General features: G+C 72.4%; 12 protein-coding genes. 6 read left to right on the plus strand and 6 right to left on the minus strand.

Going from position 1 to position 16,175, the window contains the following annotated elements; all coding sequences use genetic code 11:
• Positions 1–28: 28 nt before the first annotated feature.
• The 5 genes from ACFZCF_RS01210 (at position 29) to ACFZCF_RS01230 (ending at position 6,106) form a co-directional block, all read left to right on the plus strand.
• Positions 29–1,357: a DUF2252 family protein gene (locus ACFZCF_RS01210; RefSeq protein WP_391283805.1), complete on the plus strand. Its 1,329-nt coding sequence runs from the start codon at positions 29–31 to the stop codon at positions 1,355–1,357.
• Between the two features lie 91 nt (positions 1,358–1,448).
• On the plus strand, positions 1,449–2,132 hold the full coding sequence (locus ACFZCF_RS01215; protein WP_391283807.1) for a hypothetical protein: 684 nt from the start codon (positions 1,449–1,451) through the stop codon (positions 2,130–2,132).
• 50 nt (positions 2,133–2,182) lie between these two features.
• Positions 2,183–2,998 carry a DsbA family protein gene (locus ACFZCF_RS01220; RefSeq protein ID WP_388439639.1) on the plus strand — a complete coding sequence of 272 codons (816 nt, stop codon included), beginning with the start codon at positions 2,183–2,185 and terminating at the stop codon, positions 2,996–2,998.
• A gap of 141 nt (positions 2,999–3,139) precedes the next feature.
• On the plus strand, positions 3,140–4,789 hold the full coding sequence (locus ACFZCF_RS01225; RefSeq protein ID WP_388439642.1) for an alkaline phosphatase D family protein: 1,650 nt from the start codon (positions 3,140–3,142) through the stop codon (positions 4,787–4,789).
• A gap of 318 nt (positions 4,790–5,107) precedes the next feature.
• A complete protein-coding gene (locus ACFZCF_RS01230; protein ID WP_388439645.1) occupies positions 5,108–6,106 on the plus strand; it encodes a zinc metalloprotease in 999 nt (332 codons plus the stop codon).
• Between the two features lie 57 nt (positions 6,107–6,163).
• Here ACFZCF_RS01230 and ACFZCF_RS01235 read toward each other — a convergent pair whose 3' ends face one another.
• The 6 genes from ACFZCF_RS01235 to ACFZCF_RS01260 form a co-directional block, all read right to left on the minus strand.
• Positions 6,164–6,745 (minus strand): dienelactone hydrolase family protein, encoded by a 582-nt coding sequence (locus ACFZCF_RS01235; protein WP_388439648.1) that lies wholly within the window; start codon positions 6,743–6,745, stop codon positions 6,164–6,166.
• Between the two features lie 47 nt (positions 6,746–6,792).
• Positions 6,793–8,379: a Na+/H+ antiporter gene (locus ACFZCF_RS01240; RefSeq protein ID WP_391283811.1), complete on the minus strand. Its 1,587-nt coding sequence runs from the start codon at positions 8,377–8,379 to the stop codon at positions 6,793–6,795.
• A 91-nt stretch (positions 8,380–8,470) separates the two neighbouring features.
• Positions 8,471–8,938, minus strand: coding sequence for a GNAT family N-acetyltransferase (locus ACFZCF_RS01245; RefSeq protein ID WP_391283813.1), 468 nt, complete (start codon positions 8,936–8,938; stop codon positions 8,471–8,473).
• Entirely contained in the window at positions 8,935–9,876 is a 942-nt protein-coding gene (locus ACFZCF_RS01250; RefSeq protein WP_388439657.1) for an RluA family pseudouridine synthase, read from the minus strand. The genes ACFZCF_RS01245 and ACFZCF_RS01250 overlap by 4 nt, the downstream gene beginning before the upstream one ends.
• A gap of 150 nt (positions 9,877–10,026) precedes the next feature.
• Positions 10,027–10,587, minus strand: coding sequence for a signal peptidase II (lspA, locus tag ACFZCF_RS01255; RefSeq protein WP_391283815.1), 561 nt, complete (start codon positions 10,585–10,587; stop codon positions 10,027–10,029).
• Between the two features lie 552 nt (positions 10,588–11,139).
• Complete coding sequence (locus ACFZCF_RS01260; protein WP_391283817.1) at positions 11,140–12,381, minus strand: histone H1-like repetitive region-containing protein; 1,242 nt, start codon at positions 12,379–12,381, stop codon at positions 11,140–11,142.
• 559 nt (positions 12,382–12,940) lie between these two features.
• On the opposite strand from ACFZCF_RS01260, the gene ileS reads away from it, so the two are divergent.
• Positions 12,941–16,078: an isoleucine--tRNA ligase gene (gene ileS, locus ACFZCF_RS01265; protein ID WP_388439664.1), complete on the plus strand. Its 3,138-nt coding sequence runs from the start codon at positions 12,941–12,943 to the stop codon at positions 16,076–16,078.
• Positions 16,079–16,175: the final 97 nt, after the last annotated feature.

Raw genomic sequence — 16,175 nt, forward strand, 5'->3', positions numbered from 1 at the left:
CCCTGTCATGCACCAGGAGGCGCCCCCGATGCCGGTCCCCCAGCCCCCCGCCGCCGAGCGCGGCGAGCGGATCCTCACCGTCTTCGACACGGCCTTCGGAGAGCTGCTCGCCGCCGACCCGGCGGCCTTCCGGGTCAAGTTCCGGAAGATGGCCGGCTCCGCCTTCGCCTTCTACCGGGGCACCGCCTGCCTCTTCTACGACGACCTGGAGGAGGAGGCCGACGGCGGCGGCCCCTTCCTGGACGCGCGGACCGCCCGGGTGTGGATCCACGGCGACCTCCACGCCGAGAACTTCGGCACGTACATGGACGCCAACGGGCGGCTGATCTTCAACGTCAACGACTTCGACGAGGCGTACGTCGGCCCCTTCACCTGGGACCTCAAGCGGCTCGCCGCCTCGCTCGCCCTGATCGGCTACACCAAGGCCCTCAGCGACGGACAGATCACCCGCCTGGTCCGGATCTACGCGGCGGCCTACCGGGAGCGGATACACGCCCTGGCCTCCGGCCCCGGCGGCGACGGCGGCACGCCCTTCACCCTGGAGACCGCCGACGGGGCGCTCCTCGGCGCGCTGCGCGAGGCACGGGCGAAGACCCGCTTCGGGCTACTCGACTCGATGACCGAGATCCGGGAGTACGAGCGCCGCTTCGCGCCCGGCGGCGGGTCGATCGAGCTGGACGCGACCACCCGCCACAAGGTGCTCGCGGCCTTCGACGGCTATCTGGAGACCCTGCCGGAGTCCAGCCTGGTCCGCCCGGACTCGTACCGGGTGAAGGACGTGGTCGGTCGGCGCGGGATCGGCATCGGCTCGGCCGGCCTCCCCTCGTACAACGTCCTCCTGGAGGGGCACAGCGACGCCCTGGAGAACGACGTGGTGATCTACCTCAAGCAGGCGCAGACCCCGGCGGTCTCGCGGCACGTCACGGATCCGGCGGTGCGGGGCTACTTCCGGCACGAGGGGCACCGCACGGTGATCTCCCAGCGGGCGCTCCAGGCGCACGCGGACCCGTGGCTCGGCTGGACGGAGCTGGACGGCGCGGGCCAGCTGGTCGCCGAGGTGTCGCCGTACGCGGTCGACCTGGACTGGTCGGACATCGACGACCCGGAGGACATCGCGGCGACCGTGGCCGACCTGGGCCGGGCGACCGCGACGATGCACGCGGCGGCGGACGAGTCCAGCGGCCACTCGCTGGTGCCGTTCTCCACCGAGCGGGCCATCGACGCCGCGATCGCGGCCGACGAGGACGGCTTCGTGGAGCTCCTGGTGGACTTCGCGCACACGTACGGCGCACGCGCGCGTGCCGACCACCAGATCTTCGTGGACCTCTTCCGCAACGGCCGGATACCGGGTCTGTGAGCCGCTCCCCCGAGCACGGCCCCGCGGTAACCGGAGCCACAGCTTCTTCTTAGGGACCCCTTATGACCGGCCATGGCACACTCGTTCACCGATGGACATGGCAGGGACGCGGCTGAGGGCGCTGCGGGCGGCGGTCTTCACGACACTGGTCGTGGCGCTGTCCGTGGCTTCCCATGTGCTGCTCTCCCGGGTACCGCTGCCGCTGGGCACGGTCGCCCCGGTCGCCGTCGGGGTCTTCGCCGCGGCGTACGCGCTGGCCGGCCGGGAACGCGGCTTCGGCCCGATCGCGGGGCTGCTCGTCCCGCTGGAGCTGGCCGCCGACACCCTCTTCACCTCCGGTCAGACCGTCTGTTACGGCCCCGCCGGCGGGCCGGTCGCGGGCGCGCTGCGGTCCTTGGGGGTGGAGGTGCTGTGCGGCGGGGCCGTCGGCGCCCCGCTGCCCGGGGTCGTGGCGCCGGAGGGCCGGGCCGTCACGGTGCTCGCCTCCTCCGACCCTGCGCTGCCGTGGCTGCTGCTCGGCGCCCATGTGGCGGTCGGCCTCGCGGCGGCCGGCTGGCTGCGCGGCGGGGAGCGGGCGCTCGCCCGGCTGCTCGGCGCCGCGGCGGCCTCGGCCTTCCGGCCGCTGGAGCTGCTCGCGGCCCTGGTGGGCGGGGAGCGTCCGACGGCGCCGGGTCCGGCGCGCCCCGCGCCCCGGCCGCGCCCGTCCCGTACGCGTCTCCTGGTGCACTCCGTGGGGCGGCGGGGACCGCCGCGGGCGGCGCTCGCTCTCGTCTGAGCGCCCCCCGGCCTTCCCCCTTTCCTTCACCTCTCCGGAGAACCACGATCATGAGTGCACGCAACAACCAGGCCAACAAGGCCGCCGCCCGCGAGCGTCTGCGCGCCGAGCGCGAGGCCCAGGCCAAGAAGGACCGGGCCCGCCGGCAGCTGGTCGTCGGCGTCTCGGCGGTGGCCGTGCTCGCCGTCGCCGGCGGCATCGGCTACGCCGTCGTCCAGGCCAACCAGCCCAGCGCGTGGGAGACCGCCGCCGACGCGAAGACGATCACGGCCCCGAAGAACACCGAGGGCGAGAACGGCACGACCGTCGTCATCGGCAAGGACTCCGCGAAGAAGACCCTGGAGCTGTACGAGGACTCCCGCTGCCCCGTCTGCGCGACCTTCGAGCAGTCGGTCGGCGCCACCGTCGAGAAGGACGTCGAGGCCGGCAAGTACAAGGTCAAGTACGTCGGCGCCACCTTCATCGACAAGTCCGACCAGGGCGAGGGCTCGAAGAACGCCCTGTCGGCGCTGGGCGCGGCGCTCGACGTGAGCCCGGAGGCCTTCCTCGACTACAAGGCGGCGCTCTACTCCGCGAAGTGGCACCCGGAGGAGAGCGAGGACAAGTTCGCGAAGGACTCCTACCTCCTGGAGGTCGCGGACACGGTCCCGGCCCTGAAGGCGAACGCCGCCTTCAAGAAGAACGTGGAGGACGGCACCTTCGACGCCTGGGCGATGAAGATGTCGAAGACCTTCGACGACAGCGGGGTGAAGGGCACCCCGACGCTGAAGATGGACGGCAAGACCCTCACGGCGGCGGGCTCGCAGAACCCGCCGCTGACCGTCGAGGAGTTCAACGCCGCCCTCGCTCCGGTCCTCGGCGGCTGACGCCTCTCCTCCGCTTCCCGGCCCGCGCGGGCCGGGAAGCGAGGGGCCGTCGGGAGATCGTCGTGAGCGGCGGGCGAAACTCCGGAGAACTTTCCGCTTCTGCCTGTCAACCTTTCATACCCGTCAGTAATCTGACTGGCCGTGACCAGTCACTCCATATCTCCCGCCCCCACGCGGCGCACGGTCGTCAAGGCCGCCGCCGCCACCGCCGTCGCCGCTCCCGCGCTCCTGGGCGCGGCCGCGCCGGCCCTGGCGGACGCCCCGGCGCCCGCCTTCCTGCACGGTGTCGCCTCGGGCGACCCGCTGCCCGACGGCGTCCTGCTGTGGACGCGCGTCACCCCCTCCCCCGAGGCCGTGCCCGGCTCCGGGCTCGGCGCGGACGTCCGCGTCGACTGGGAGGTGGCGGAGGACCGCTCCTTCGCCCGGGTCGTCGCCTCGGGTACGGCCACCGCCTCCGCCACCGCCGACCACACCGTCAAGGCCGACGTCCGCGGCCTGCGCCCGGCCACCTCCTACTTCTTCCGCTTCACCGCCGACGGCGCCGTCTCGGCCGCCGGCCGGACCCGGACCGCCCCGGCCGCCGACTCCGCCGCCCCGGGCGTCCGCTTCGGCGTGGTGTCCTGCGCCAACTACGAGGCCGGCCACTTCTCCGCGTACCGGCACCTCGCCACCCGGGGCGACCTGGACGCGGTCCTGCACCTGGGCGACTACATCTACGAGTACGCGAGCGGGGTGTACCCGGAGGCGAAGGACACCGTCCGGACCCACGAGCCGCGCCACGAGATCGTCTCGCTGGCCGATTACCGCACCCGGCACGGGCGGTACAAGACCGACCCGGACCTCCAGGCGCTGCACGCGGCCCACCCGGTGGTGGCGATCTGGGACGACCACGAGTTCGCCAACGACGCCTGGACCGGTGGGGCGGAGAACCACACCCCCGGCGCCGAGGGCGACTGGGCGGCCCGGGTGGCCGCCGCCAAGCGGGCCTACTTCGAATGGATGCCGGTCCGCGCCTCCACGGAGGGCACGGTCTTCCGCCGCCTCCGCTTCGGCAGGCTGGCCGATCTGCACCTGCTCGACCTGCGCTCCTTCCGCTCCGCCCAGGCGAAGACGGGCTCCGGCTCGGTGGACGACCCGGAGCGCACGGTCACCGGTCGCGCGCAGCTCGACTGGCTGAAGTCCGGCCTGGCCGGTTCGGACGCCGCCTGGCAGCTGGTCGGCACCTCGGTGATGATCTCGCCGGTCGCCTTCGGCTCGCTGCCCGCGTACCTCCTTGAGCCGCTGGCCGAGCTGATGGGGCTGCCGGCCGAGGGGATCGCGGTCAACGTCGACCAGTGGGACGGTTACACCGACGACCGCAAGGAGCTGCTCGGGCACCTGAGCGCGCGGGGGATCCGGAACACGGTCTTCCTCACCGGCGACATCCACATGGCGTGGGCCAACGACGTGCCGGCCAAGGCGGCCACGTATCCGCTCTCGGCCTCGGTGGCGACCGAGTTCGTGGTCACCTCGGTGACCTCGGACAACCTGGACGACCTGCTGAACGTGGCCCCGGGCACCCTCTCGGTGGTGGCGGCCGGCGCGGTGAGGACGGCCAACCGGCACGTGAAGTGGGTGGACATGGACCACCACGGGTACGGCGTCCTGGACGTGACCGCGGACCGCTCGCAGATGGACTACTACACGGTCTCCGACAAGCGCGATCCGGCCGCGACGGCCTCGTGGGCGCGCTCCTACCGGACCCTCAGCGGGACGCAGCGGGTCGAGCGGGTGTACCAGCCGGTCATCTGACGGACCGGTTGCCGTCTCCTGACGGCCTCCTGACCGACGATTTTCAGCCATGATCTTCTTTGTTAACAGCAGATCACATGGCTACGGCGGGTGGTGGATTCGGACAGGCGAATCCGGACACACCACCCGCCACTGGCACAGGTTTGATGACGTCCATGTCTCAAACTCCGGAAGTCACAAAAAACTTTCTTCCTGATGTACCCAATTGTCCTCCGATTGATTGGGCCTGATCACCGCTCAACGGTGTCTGACATGAACGCGTAATCTCCCCGCCGTGGCGAGGAAGTACCTCCCACAACCCCCCGCGAGGAGTCACCTGTGCGTGCTCTTGTCCGTATATCGCCGCGTACCTCACGTCGTGTACTCGGTACCGCCGTCCTGGCCGGAACCCTGGCCCTGGCCCCGTTCTCCGCCCCCGTCGTCGCCCAGGCCTCCCCGACCCTGGCCGGCGCCTCCGCGGAAGAGTGCGCCGACGACACGGCCGCCCTGTCCGGCGCCCGCAAGGTGAAGGGCGCCGACACCCACGCCCACGAGCCGAACGAGGTCTCCGCGACCCAGGCCAAGGCCATGGACGCCGATCTGAGCAAGAAGCTCTCGGCGCTGAAGTCGAGCGGCCGGCTCTCCGCCACCGCCGCCACCGCCGGCGCGACCATCCCGGTCTACTTCCACGTCGTCCACAGCGGCACGACCGGCAAGCTGAGCGCCACGGCCATCAGCAACCAGATGAACGTGCTCAACGCGGCCTTCGGCGGCCAGGGCTCCGGCAACGTGAACACCGGCTTCCAGTTCAGCCTCGCCGGCACCACCTACACGGACAACGCCTCCTGGTACAACCTGGCCTCCGGCTCCACCGCCGAGAAGCAGATGAAGCAGACCCTCCGCCAGGGCGGCGCCAACGCGCTGAACATCTACACCGCCAACCTCAGCGGCGGCCTGCTCGGCTGGGCGACCTTCCCGTCCTCGTACCAGTCCAACCCGTCCATGGACGGCGTGGTCCTCCTCGACGCCTCCCTGCCGGGCGGCTCGGCGGCCAACTACAACCAGGGCGACACCGCGACCCACGAGGTCGGCCACTGGATGGGCCTCTACCACACCTTCCAGGGCGGCTGCACCGGCAACGGCGACTACGTCGCCGACACCCCGGCCGAGAAGTCCGCGGCCTACGAGTGCCCCACCGGCCGTGACACCTGCGCCTCCAAGGCCGGCGTGGACCCGATCCACAACTTCATGGACTACACGTACGACGCGTGCATGTACCAGTTCACCACCGGCCAGGTGACCCGCATGAACGACCACTGGACCGCGTACCGCGCCTGACGGCCCGTCCGCGCACAGTGAACGGCCCCCGGGGGAATCCCCCGGGGGCCGTACCCGTCACTCGTCCCCGGCGAGCCCGTCGAGGAAGTCGAGGGCGATCGCCCAGGTCCGCTCCGCCGCGTCGGGGTCCCAGTCCGGCAGCTCCGGGTCCGTGTACACGTGCCCGGCCCCCCGGTAGCGGTAGACCTCCACGTCCGCGCCGGCCCTGCGCATCTGCAGGTACCAGGAGGACAGCCAGTCGTCCGTCTCGAACGGGTCCGGCTCGGCCACGTGCAGCTGGACGGGCAGCTCGTCCACCGAGGCGTTCGGCGCCAGGTCCGAGGTGCCGTGGAGCAGCAGCAGCCCGCGCGCCTTCTCGTCGCCGAGCGCCAGGGTCTGCGCGACCGAGGCGCCGAAGGAGAAGCCCGCGTAGACGAGACCGCGCTCCGAGTAGGGGGCGGCGGCCATGACCGCGCGCTTCAGCAGCTCGTCGGAGCCGATCTCGTCCTTCTTCGCCATGGCCACCTCCACCGAGTCGGTGGTCCAGCCGTCGAAGAGGTCCGGCACCCACACCTGGTGGCCGGCGGCCCGCAGCCGGTCGGCGGCGGCGTCCACGGCCGGGCGCTTCCCGTACACCGAGTGGAAAAGCATGATGTCCATCCCGCCATCCTGCCACCCGCCCCCGGAGACCCGCGGGAACCCCCAGGTCAGCGCAGCGAGCGGACGTCCAGGTGGCGCAGCACCCGGTCGACCACCTCCGGGTCGGCCCCCGGCTCGCTGCGCGCCGAGAGCACCGCGTGGCGCGCGGCGGACAGCATCTCGCGCTGGATCGCCTGCACCCGCTTCACCCGCGACGCCCGCTCGACGAAGGCGGCCCGCCGCTCCTCGTCGACCATGTCCGGACTGATCCGCGCCCCGATGTCGAAGGCCCCCCGCTGGAGCCGCTCGGCAACCTCCTCGGGCAGCTCCTCGACCTCCTCGATCTCCTTCAGGCGCCGCTTGGCGGCCTTGGCGGCCCGCAGCGCCAGCTCCCGCTCGAAGGCCCGCCCGGCGTCGGCGTCGGCCTCCACCCCGAGCCTGCGCACCAGCCACGGCAGGGTGAGCCCCTGCACCACCAGGGTGGCGAGGATCACGCAGAAGGCGAGGAAGATCAGCTCGTCCCGGCCGGGGAAGGGCGAGCCGTCCTCGGTGGTGCGCGGGATGGCGAGGGCCAGCGCGACCGAGGCCACCCCGCGCATCCCCGACCACCACATGACGACGGTCTCCCGCCAGCTCGTCGGGATCTCCTCGTCGACGTTCCGCCGGTCGTGCAGCTTCTGCGCCAGCCAGCCGGCCGGCAGCAGCCAGAGCAGCCGCACCCCGACGACCACGCCGACGACCACCGCCCCCCAGCCCAGCATCTCGCCCATGTGCCCCTCGGCGACGCCGAGGACGTGGACGAGCTCCAGGCCGATGAGGCCGAAGGCGATGCCGGTGACCAGGGTGTCGACGATCTCCCAGAAGGTCTGCCCGGCGAGCCGCCCCATCACGTCGTCGGCGTCGACCGCGTACTCGGCGAGGAAGAGCGCGGTGACGAGGACCGCGAGGACACCGGAGCCGTGCAGCTCCTCGGCCAGGACGTAGGAGACGAAGGGCACGAGGAGGGTGAGCCCGGTCTGCAGGGTGGCGTCGCCGAGGAAGCCCATCAGCTTGTTGGTGACCCAGCCGAGGGCGAGGCCGACCGCGATCGCCACCACCGCCGAGAGGACGAACTGCCCCAGTGCCTCGGGCAAGGAGAACTCGCCGCTCACCACGGCGGCGATGGCCACGTGGTACAGCACGATCGCGGTCACGTCGTTGAAGAGCCCCTCGCCCTCCAGGATCGACACCAGCCGCCGGGGCAGCCCGAGCGAGCCGGCCACGGCGGTCGCCGCGACCGGGTCGGGCGGGGCGACCAGGGCGCCGAGCGCCAGCGCCGCGGCCAGCGGGATGCCGGGCACCAGCACGTCCGCGACCGCGCCGACGGCGGCCGTGGTCACGAAGACCAGGGCCACCGCGAGCAGGAAGATCGGCCGCCGGTTCGCCGCGAACTGCCGCCAGGAGGTCCGCTGCACCGAGGCGTAGAGCAGCGGGGGCAGCACCAGCGGGAGGATGAACTCCGGCGGGATGTCGACGTCCGGCACGAAGGGCAGGAACGCCAGCACGATCCCGAGGAGCGTCATCAGGACGGGCGCGGGCAGCCCCAGCCGGTCACCGAGCGGGACGGTGAGCAGGGCTCCGAGGAGCAGCAGGAACAGGAGGGCCAATTGATCCACGGCCCCACCCTGTCACGTACGTCCGCTTTGGCCGCGATTGCCCCCCCTGCTCGGGGTCCATGTCCGCTGGGGTGCGGCGGGAGGGGAACCGCTAGAGCACGCGCCGCATCGCCCGGTGCGGGATCCCCGCGTCCGGGAACTCGTCGCCGTACGCCACGTAGCCCAGCCGCTCGTAGAAGCCGAGGGCATGGGTCTGGGCGTGCAGGTCGACGGCGGTGAGACCGCGCTCACGGGCCGCGTCCTCGATGGCCCGGACCAGCGCCGCGCCGACGCCGAGACCGCGCGCGGCCCCGGCGACCGCGAGCCGGCCGAGGGAGCCGACGGAGGCGTCCCCACCGGTCTTGCCGGTCGCGTCGGCGCCGTGCAGCAGCCGCCCGGTGCCCAGCGGCACGCCGTCCTCGCGGACCGCGAGGACGTGCACGGCGGTGGCGTCGTACGGGTCGTACTCGATCTCCGCCGGGACGCCCTGCTCCTCGACGAAGACCTCACGGCGCACCGCGAAGCACGCCTCGCGGTCCTCGGCGGCGACGGCCTCGCGGACCGTGTACGCCCCGCTCACCGGCTCTCCGCCTCGATGCGCTCCAGGGCGGTCCGCAGGTCGGCCGGGTACTGGGAGGAGAACTCGACCCACTGCCCGTCGCCGGGGTGCTCGAAGCCCAGCCGGACGGCGTGCAGCCACTGGCGGGTGAGGCCGAGGCGCTTGGCCATGGTGGGGTCGGCGCCGTAGGTGAGGTCGCCGACGCAGGGGTGGCGGTGGGCCGACATGTGCACCCGGATCTGGTGGGTGCGGCCGGTCTCCAGCTTGATGTCGAGCAGCGAGGCCGCCCGGTACGCCTCGATGAGGTCGTAGTGGGTGACGGACGCCTTGCCGTCGGCGGTCACGGCCCACTTGTAGTCGTGGTTCGGGTGCCGGCCGATCGGCGCGTCGATGGTGCCGCTCAGCGGGTCCGGGTGGCCCTGCACCAGGGCGTGGTAGCGCTTGTCGACCACGCGCTCCTTGAACTGGCGCTTGAGCGAGGTGTACGCGTACTCCGACTTGGCGACGACCATGAGGCCGGAGGTGCCGACGTCGAGGCGGTGCACGATGCCCTGGCGCTCGGCGGCGCCGGAGGTGGAGATGCGGTAGCCGGCGGCGGCGAGACCGCCGATGACGGTGGTGCCGGTCCAGCCGGGGCTCGGGTGGGCCGCGACCCCGACCGGCTTCATGATCACGACGATGTCGTCGTCGTCGTGGACGATCTCCATGCCCTCGACGGGTTCGGCGACGACCTGCACGGGCGCCGGGGCGCCGGGCATCTCGACCTCCAGCCACGCGCCGCCGCTGACCCGCTCGGACTTGCCGACGACGGAGCCGTCGACCTGGACCTTCCCCGACGCGGCGAGCTCGGCCGCCTTCGTACGGGAGAACCCGAACATTCGGGCGATGGCGGCGTCGACGCGCTCGCCCTCCAGGCCATCGGGAACGGGCAGGGTGCGGATCTCGGGACTCGTACTCACCCGTCGAGTATGCCTTGCCGCGAGGTGCCCGGGCCTCGCGGATGCCTCACCGCGAGGTCTCCGGGGCCTCGCGGCGAGGTGCCGGGGGGCTCGCGGCGAGGTGCCGGGGGCTCGCGGCGAGGTGCCGGGGGGGCTCGCGGCGAGGGGTGCTCAGTCCTTGTGGACGGTGCCGTCCGGGTCCAGGCCGCGGAAGGACAGGATGACGATCAGGATGCCGCCGCAGACGATCGCCGAGTCCGCGAGGTTGAAGACGGCGAAGTGGGCCGGGGCGATGAAGTCCACGACCGCCCCCTCGAAGACGCCCGGCGAGCGGAACAGCCGGTCGGTGAGGTTGCCCAGCGCGCCGCCGAGCAGCAGGCCGAGCGCGATCGCCCAGGGCAGGCTGTAGAGCTTGCGGGCCAGTCGGATGATCACCACGATGACGGCCGCCGCGATGCAGGTGAAGACGATGGTGAACGCCTCGCCCATGCCGAAGGCGGCGCCCGGGTTCCGGATCGCCTCGAAGCGGAGCAGGTCGCCGATGACCTTGATCGGCTCGCGGCCCTCCAGCTTCTCCACCACGACGATCTTGCTGCCGAGGTCGATCAGATAGGCGAGCACGGCCACGACGAAGAGCGCGACGATCCGGCGCCTGCCCCTGGGCCGCTCCTCGGCCTCCGCCGCATCCGGTGCTGAATCCGGCGTACCGATGACGCTCTCCGCCTCTGCCACGTGAGTGAGTCCCTCGTACCTCGTTGCCTGACCGTGCCCCGAGAGTACGGCACAGACGTACGAGACCGGCAGTCCGAGCCACCGGTCCCACCCTCGGGACCCGCTTCCCGGAGCGTGCCGAGCCCACGGCGCCCGACACCCGCTCCCCGGCGGGGCCCGACCGCGACGCGCCGGCCGCTCCCCGGGGACCCGACCTCGCCGCGCGAACGCCCGCACGGGACGCCAGGCCTGCCGCTCGCCAGAGACCCAGCCCCACCGCGCGACCGCGCACGCCGCCCCGTCCACGACTCGCGAGCACGCACGGGACGCCGCGCCTGCCACTCGCCAGGGACCCAGCCCCCACCGTGCGAGCGCGCGCCGGATGCCGCCCCTGCCGCTTCGCGGAGACCCCGCCCGCGCCTCGCGAGCCCGCACGGGACGGCGCGCCGCCGCTTCGCGGGGCCGCGACTCGCCGCGCGAGCGCACGCACCGGACGCGCGCCTGCCACTTCGCGGGGACCCCGACTCGCCGCGCCTACCTCGGCAGGCCCCGGCCGGCCCCGAGAGGCGCGGCCTAGCCGCGCCGCTCCTGCTTCTGCTTGTCCTCCACGCAGAGGGTGGCGCGGGGGAAGGCCTGCATCCTCGCCTTGCCGATGGGCTTGCCGCAGACCTCGCAGAGGCCGTACGTGCCCGCGTCCAGCCGCTCCAGGGCGTGCTCGGTCTGCTCCAGCATCTCCCGCGCGTTCGCCGCCAGGGCGAGCTCGTGCTCACGGGTGATGTTCTTGGTGCCGGTGTCCGCCTCGTCGTGCCCGGCCCCGTCGCCGGAGTCCCGCATGAGACCGGTCAGCTCCTCCTGGGAGTGGGCCAGCTCGCTGCGCAGCCGCAGCACCTCGGACTGCAGTTCGCTGCGGGCCTCGGCGACCTCCTCCGGCGTCCACGGGTCCTCGCCGGGCCGCACCGCGAGCTCACCGGTCCGTGCCGAGGGCACGGCCGCCTCGTCCTCGGCGGTCGTGACGCCACCCGCGGTCTTCTTCGCTGCCACCGTCCTGGCTCCTGTCTGCTGCTTCTTAGCGGCGGCCTTCCGGCCGACGGTCTTCTTCACGGACTTCTTCCCCGGCGGGTTCACATCCGCCCCCGCCACCTCCGCCCCGGCGTCCCCGGAAGCGCTCCCGGCCAAGGCCTCCCCGTCGACGGCCCGCTCCACCGGGCCCCCCGCGTCGGCCCCGGCGCCGACCGGCTTCCTCGAAGCCGTCTTCTTCGCGGGCGCCTTCTTCGCGGGCGGCTTTCGAGCGGTCGTTTCCTCCGAGGCCGCCTTCGGAGTGGTCGCTTCCTCCCCGGCCGCCTTCGGAACGGTCATTCCCTCCCCGGCCGGCTGCTCCGCAGCCGCTTCCTTGACGGCCGTCTTCTTCGCGGCCACCTTCTTCGCGGGCGCCTTCTTCGCTGCGGTCCTCTTCGCGGCCGCCTTCCGCGCAGGCTCCTTCCCGGCGACCGCCTTCCCCGTGGGCTCCTTCCCGGCCGCCGCCTTCTCCGCGGTCGAAGCGCCCGTGGCGGACCCCGCGCCGACAGGCGCCGCGTCCGCCGGGGACTGCGGCGCCCCACCCGCGGACGCGCCACCTGCGGACGCACTGCCCGCGGACGCCCTGGTCACGCGCGCCCCGCCCGCGGGCGCGCGTTTCGCCGTCCCGCGGGACCTGGCCGCCGCCTTCCGTTTCCCGGCCGGGCCGTCGGGGGCCTCGGGGTCGCCCCGGGAACCGGCGTCCCCGGGGTCCCCGGCGGCGGCCGGGGACTGCTTCGCGGCGGTCTTCTTCGCCACCATGTCGCGGCCCCTTCACATTTTGTGATCTTGCTCGCGCATCGTGCTGGGACGATAAATCGGCCCAAGGCGCGCGGCAACGGGGCACGCCGCCCATTTCGCCCGCCCCGCGGCCCCCGGCGCGGACCCGTGGGAAGTGGTGCCCAACTCCCCGCCGGGTTATCCGCCCCGCCGTTCCCCCGTACGGCCCCCGGGAACCCGCCGCGCGCCGTGTGCCCATTCGGGTCACCGGGAATCCGGTCGGCGGGCGCCCCCGCTCCCCGTACACTGGCCTCAGCGAGAGGCGTCGATGGGGACCAGTAGCGTCGTACGCGAGCCATGAGCGACCCGGGGACGGTGAGAGCCCGGGGGCGAGCCCGATGCGAAGCATCACCCCGGAGCTGCCGGAAGAAAGCCGCGTGGACACGCACCACGAAGCGCGGTGACTAGACCCGGTGTCGCGACCCCAATGAGGGGGCTTCGGACGGTCACGTCCGGGGCCAAGGAGGGTGGTACCGCGGGAGCACGGCTCTCGTCCCTCCGACGGAAGCACGCCACGTCCGTCCGGAGGAGAGTCCGCCGCATGACCACGCCGCAGTACCGCCAGGTGCCCGCCCAGGTCGACCTGTCCGCGCTCGAGCACGCCGTGCTCGACTTCTGGCAGGAGAACAAGGTCTTCGCGAAGACCCTGGAGCAGTCCGAGGGCCGCCCCGAGTGGGTGTTCTACGAGGGCCCGCCGACCGCCAACGGCATGCCGGGCGCCCACCACATCGAGGCCCGCGTCTTCAAGGACGTCTTCCCGCGCTTCCGCACCATGCGCGGCTACCACGTGGCCCGCAAGGCCGGCTGGGACTGCCACGGCCTCCCGGTCGAGCTCGCCGTCGAGAAGGAACTCGGCTTCTCCGGCAAGAAGGACATCGAGGAGTACGGCATCGCGGAGTTCAACGCGAAGTGCCGCGAGTCGGTGACCCGCCACACCGACGCCTTCGCCGAGCTGACGACCCGGATGGGCTACTGGGTCGACCTCGACGACGCCTATCGCACCATGGACCCCTCGTACATCGAGTCCGTCTGGTGGTCGCTCAAGCAGATCTTCGACAAGGACCTGCTCGTCCAGGACCACCGCGTCGCCCCCTGGTGCCCCCGCTGCGGCACCGGCCTCTCCGACCACGAGCTGGCCCAGGGCTACGAGACCGTCGTCGACCCCTCGGTCTACGTCCGCTTCCCGCTGACCTCCGGCCCGCTCGCCGGCAAGGCCGCCCTCCTCGTCTGGACGACGACCCCTTGGACGCTGGTCTCCAACACGGCCGTCGCCGCCCACCCCGAGGTCACCTACGTGGTCGCCACGGACGGCGACGAGAAGATCGTCGTGGCCGAGCCGCTGCTCGACAAGGCCCTCGGCGAGGGCTGGGTCACCACCGGCGAGTCCTTCACCGGAGCCGAGATGGAGCGGTGGACCTACCAGCGCCCCTTCGAGCTCGTCGAGTTCCCGGCCGAGGCCCACTACGTGGTCAACGCCGAGTACGTGACCACCGAGGACGGCACCGGTCTCGTCCACCAGTCCCCCGCCTTCGGTGAGGACGACCTCAAGGTCTGCAAGGCGTACGGCCTGCCGGTGGTCAACCCGGTCCGCCCCGACGGCACCTTCGAGGAGGACGTGCCGCTGGTCGGCGGCGTCTTCTTCAAGAAGGCCGACGAGGCGCTCACCGCCGACCTCGACGCGCGCGGCCTGCTCTACCGGCACATCCCGTACGAGCACAGCTACCCGCACTGCTGGCGCTGCCACACGGCCCTGCTCTACTACGCGCAGCCGTCCTGGTACATCCGTACGACCGCCGTGAAGGACCGTCTCCTCCAGGAGAACGAGAAGACCAACTGGTTCCCGGAGTCCGTCAAGCACGGCCGCTTCGGCGACTGGCTCACCAACAACGTCGACTGGGCCCTCTCCCGCAACCGCTACTGGGGCACCCCGCTGCCGATCTGGCGCTGCGAGGACGACCACCTGACGTGCGTCGGCTCGCGCGCGGAGCTCACCGAGCTGACCGGCACCGACCAGTCGGACCTCGACCCGCACCGGCCGTACATCGACGCGGTCACCTTCCCGTGCCCCAGCTGCGCGAAGACCGCCACGCGCGTGCCCGAGGTCATCGACGCCTGGTACGACTCGGGCTCCATGCCGTTCGCCCAGTACGGCTACCCGTACCGGAACAAGGAACTGTTCGAGTCCCGCTACCCGGCGCAGTTCATCTCCGAGGCCATCGACCAGACCCGCGGCTGGTTCTACACCCTGATGGCCGTCGGCACCCTCGTCTTCGACAAGTCCTCGTACGAGAACGTGGTCTGCCTCGGCCACATCCTCGCCGAGGACGGCCGCAAGATGTCCAAGCACCTCGGCAACATCCTCCAGCCGATCCCGCTGATGGACCAGCACGGCGCCGACGCCGTGCGCTGGTTCATGGCCGCCGGCGGCTCCCCCTGGGCGGCCCGCCGGGTCGGCCACGGCACCATCCAGGAGGTCGTCCGCAAGACGCTCCTCACCTACTGGAACACGGTCGCCTTCCAGGCCCTGTACGCCCGCACGTCCGGCTGGGCGCCGTCCGCCGCCGACCCGGCGCCGGCCGACCGCCCGGTCCTCGACCGCTGGCTGCTCTCCGAGCTGAACACGCTCGTCGCCGAGACGACCGAGGCGATGGAGGCGTACGACACCCAGCGCACCGGCAAGCTGATCTCGGCCTTCGTCGACGACCTGTCCAACTGGTACGTGCGCCGCTCCCGCCGCCGCTTCTGGCAGGGCGACAAGGCGGCCCTGCGGACCCTGCACGACGTCGTCGAGACCGTCACCCGCCTGATGGCCCCGCTCACCCCCTTCATCACGGAGCGGGTCTGGCAGGACCTCGTCGTCCCGGTGACGCCGGACGCCCCCGAGTCGGTCCACCTCGCGACCTGGCCGGAGGCCGACGCGGCGCTCATCGACGGCACGCTCTCCGAGCAGATGCTGCTCGTCCGCCGCCTGGTCGAGCTGGGCCGCGCCACCCGCGCCGAGTCCGGCGTGAAGACCCGCCAGCCGCTCTCCCGCGCGCTCGTCGCGGCGAACGGCTTCGCGGCGCTCTCCCCCGAGCTCCAGGCCCAGATCACGGAGGAGCTGAACGTCTCCTCCCTGGCGTCCCTCTCCGACGTCGGCGGCTCGCTGGTCGACACCACGGCCAAGGCGAACTTCCGCGCCCTGGGCAAGCGCTTCGGCAAGGGCGTCCAGGACGTGGCGAAGGCCGTGGCCGCGGCCGACGCGGCGGCGCTGGCGCTGGCCCTGCGGGACGGCGAGGCGCCCCTGGAGGTGAACGGCGAGACGATCACCGTCACCCCCGAGGAGATCATCATCACGGAGACCCCGCGCGAGGGCTGGTCGGTGGCCTCCGACTCCGGCGCGACGGTCGCCCTCGACCTGGAGATCACGCCCGAGCTGCGCCGCGCCGGCCTCGCCCGTGACGCGATCCGCCTCATCCAGGAGGCCCGCAAGAACAGCGGCCTCGACGTCGCGGACCGGATCGCGCTGCGCTGGACGACGACGTCCGCGGAGACGGCGGAGGCGCTGACGGTCCACGCGGGGCTGATCGCGGACGAGGTTCTGGCGACGGACTACGCGCAGGGTGAGCCCGACGCGTCCTACGGCCCGGCCTTCCAGGACGAGCCCCTCGCCCTCACCTTCCACCTCCACAAGTCCTGACCCCCCACCAGAAGGGCCCCCACCACCCGGTGCGGGGCCCTTCCCCATGACGTGCGCCCGCGCCGCCGCGGGAAACGGCGAAGGGCCAGGTGCCTGG

The organism is Streptomyces sp. NPDC007945, assembly GCF_042958885.1.
Taxonomy (GTDB): Bacteria; Actinomycetota; Actinomycetes; order Streptomycetales; family Streptomycetaceae; genus Streptomyces.

Coding starts and splice junctions, on each gene's coding strand:
- ACFZCF_RS01210 (WP_391283805.1), top strand. CDS start 29: ATGCCGGTCCCCCAGCCCCCCGCCGCCGAGCGCGGCGAGCGGATCCTC.
- ACFZCF_RS01215 (WP_391283807.1), top strand. CDS start 1,449: ATGGACATGGCAGGGACGCGGCTGAGGGCGCTGCGGGCGGCGGTCTTC.
- ACFZCF_RS01220 (WP_388439639.1), top strand. CDS start 2,183: ATGAGTGCACGCAACAACCAGGCCAACAAGGCCGCCGCCCGCGAGCGT.
- ACFZCF_RS01235 (WP_388439648.1), bottom strand. CDS start 6,745: ATGGACATCATGCTTTTCCACTCGGTGTACGGGAAGCGCCCGGCCGTG.
- ACFZCF_RS01260 (WP_391283817.1), bottom strand. CDS start 12,381: ATGGTGGCGAAGAAGACCGCCGCGAAGCAGTCCCCGGCCGCCGCCGGG.
- ileS (WP_388439664.1), top strand. CDS start 12,941: ATGACCACGCCGCAGTACCGCCAGGTGCCCGCCCAGGTCGACCTGTCC.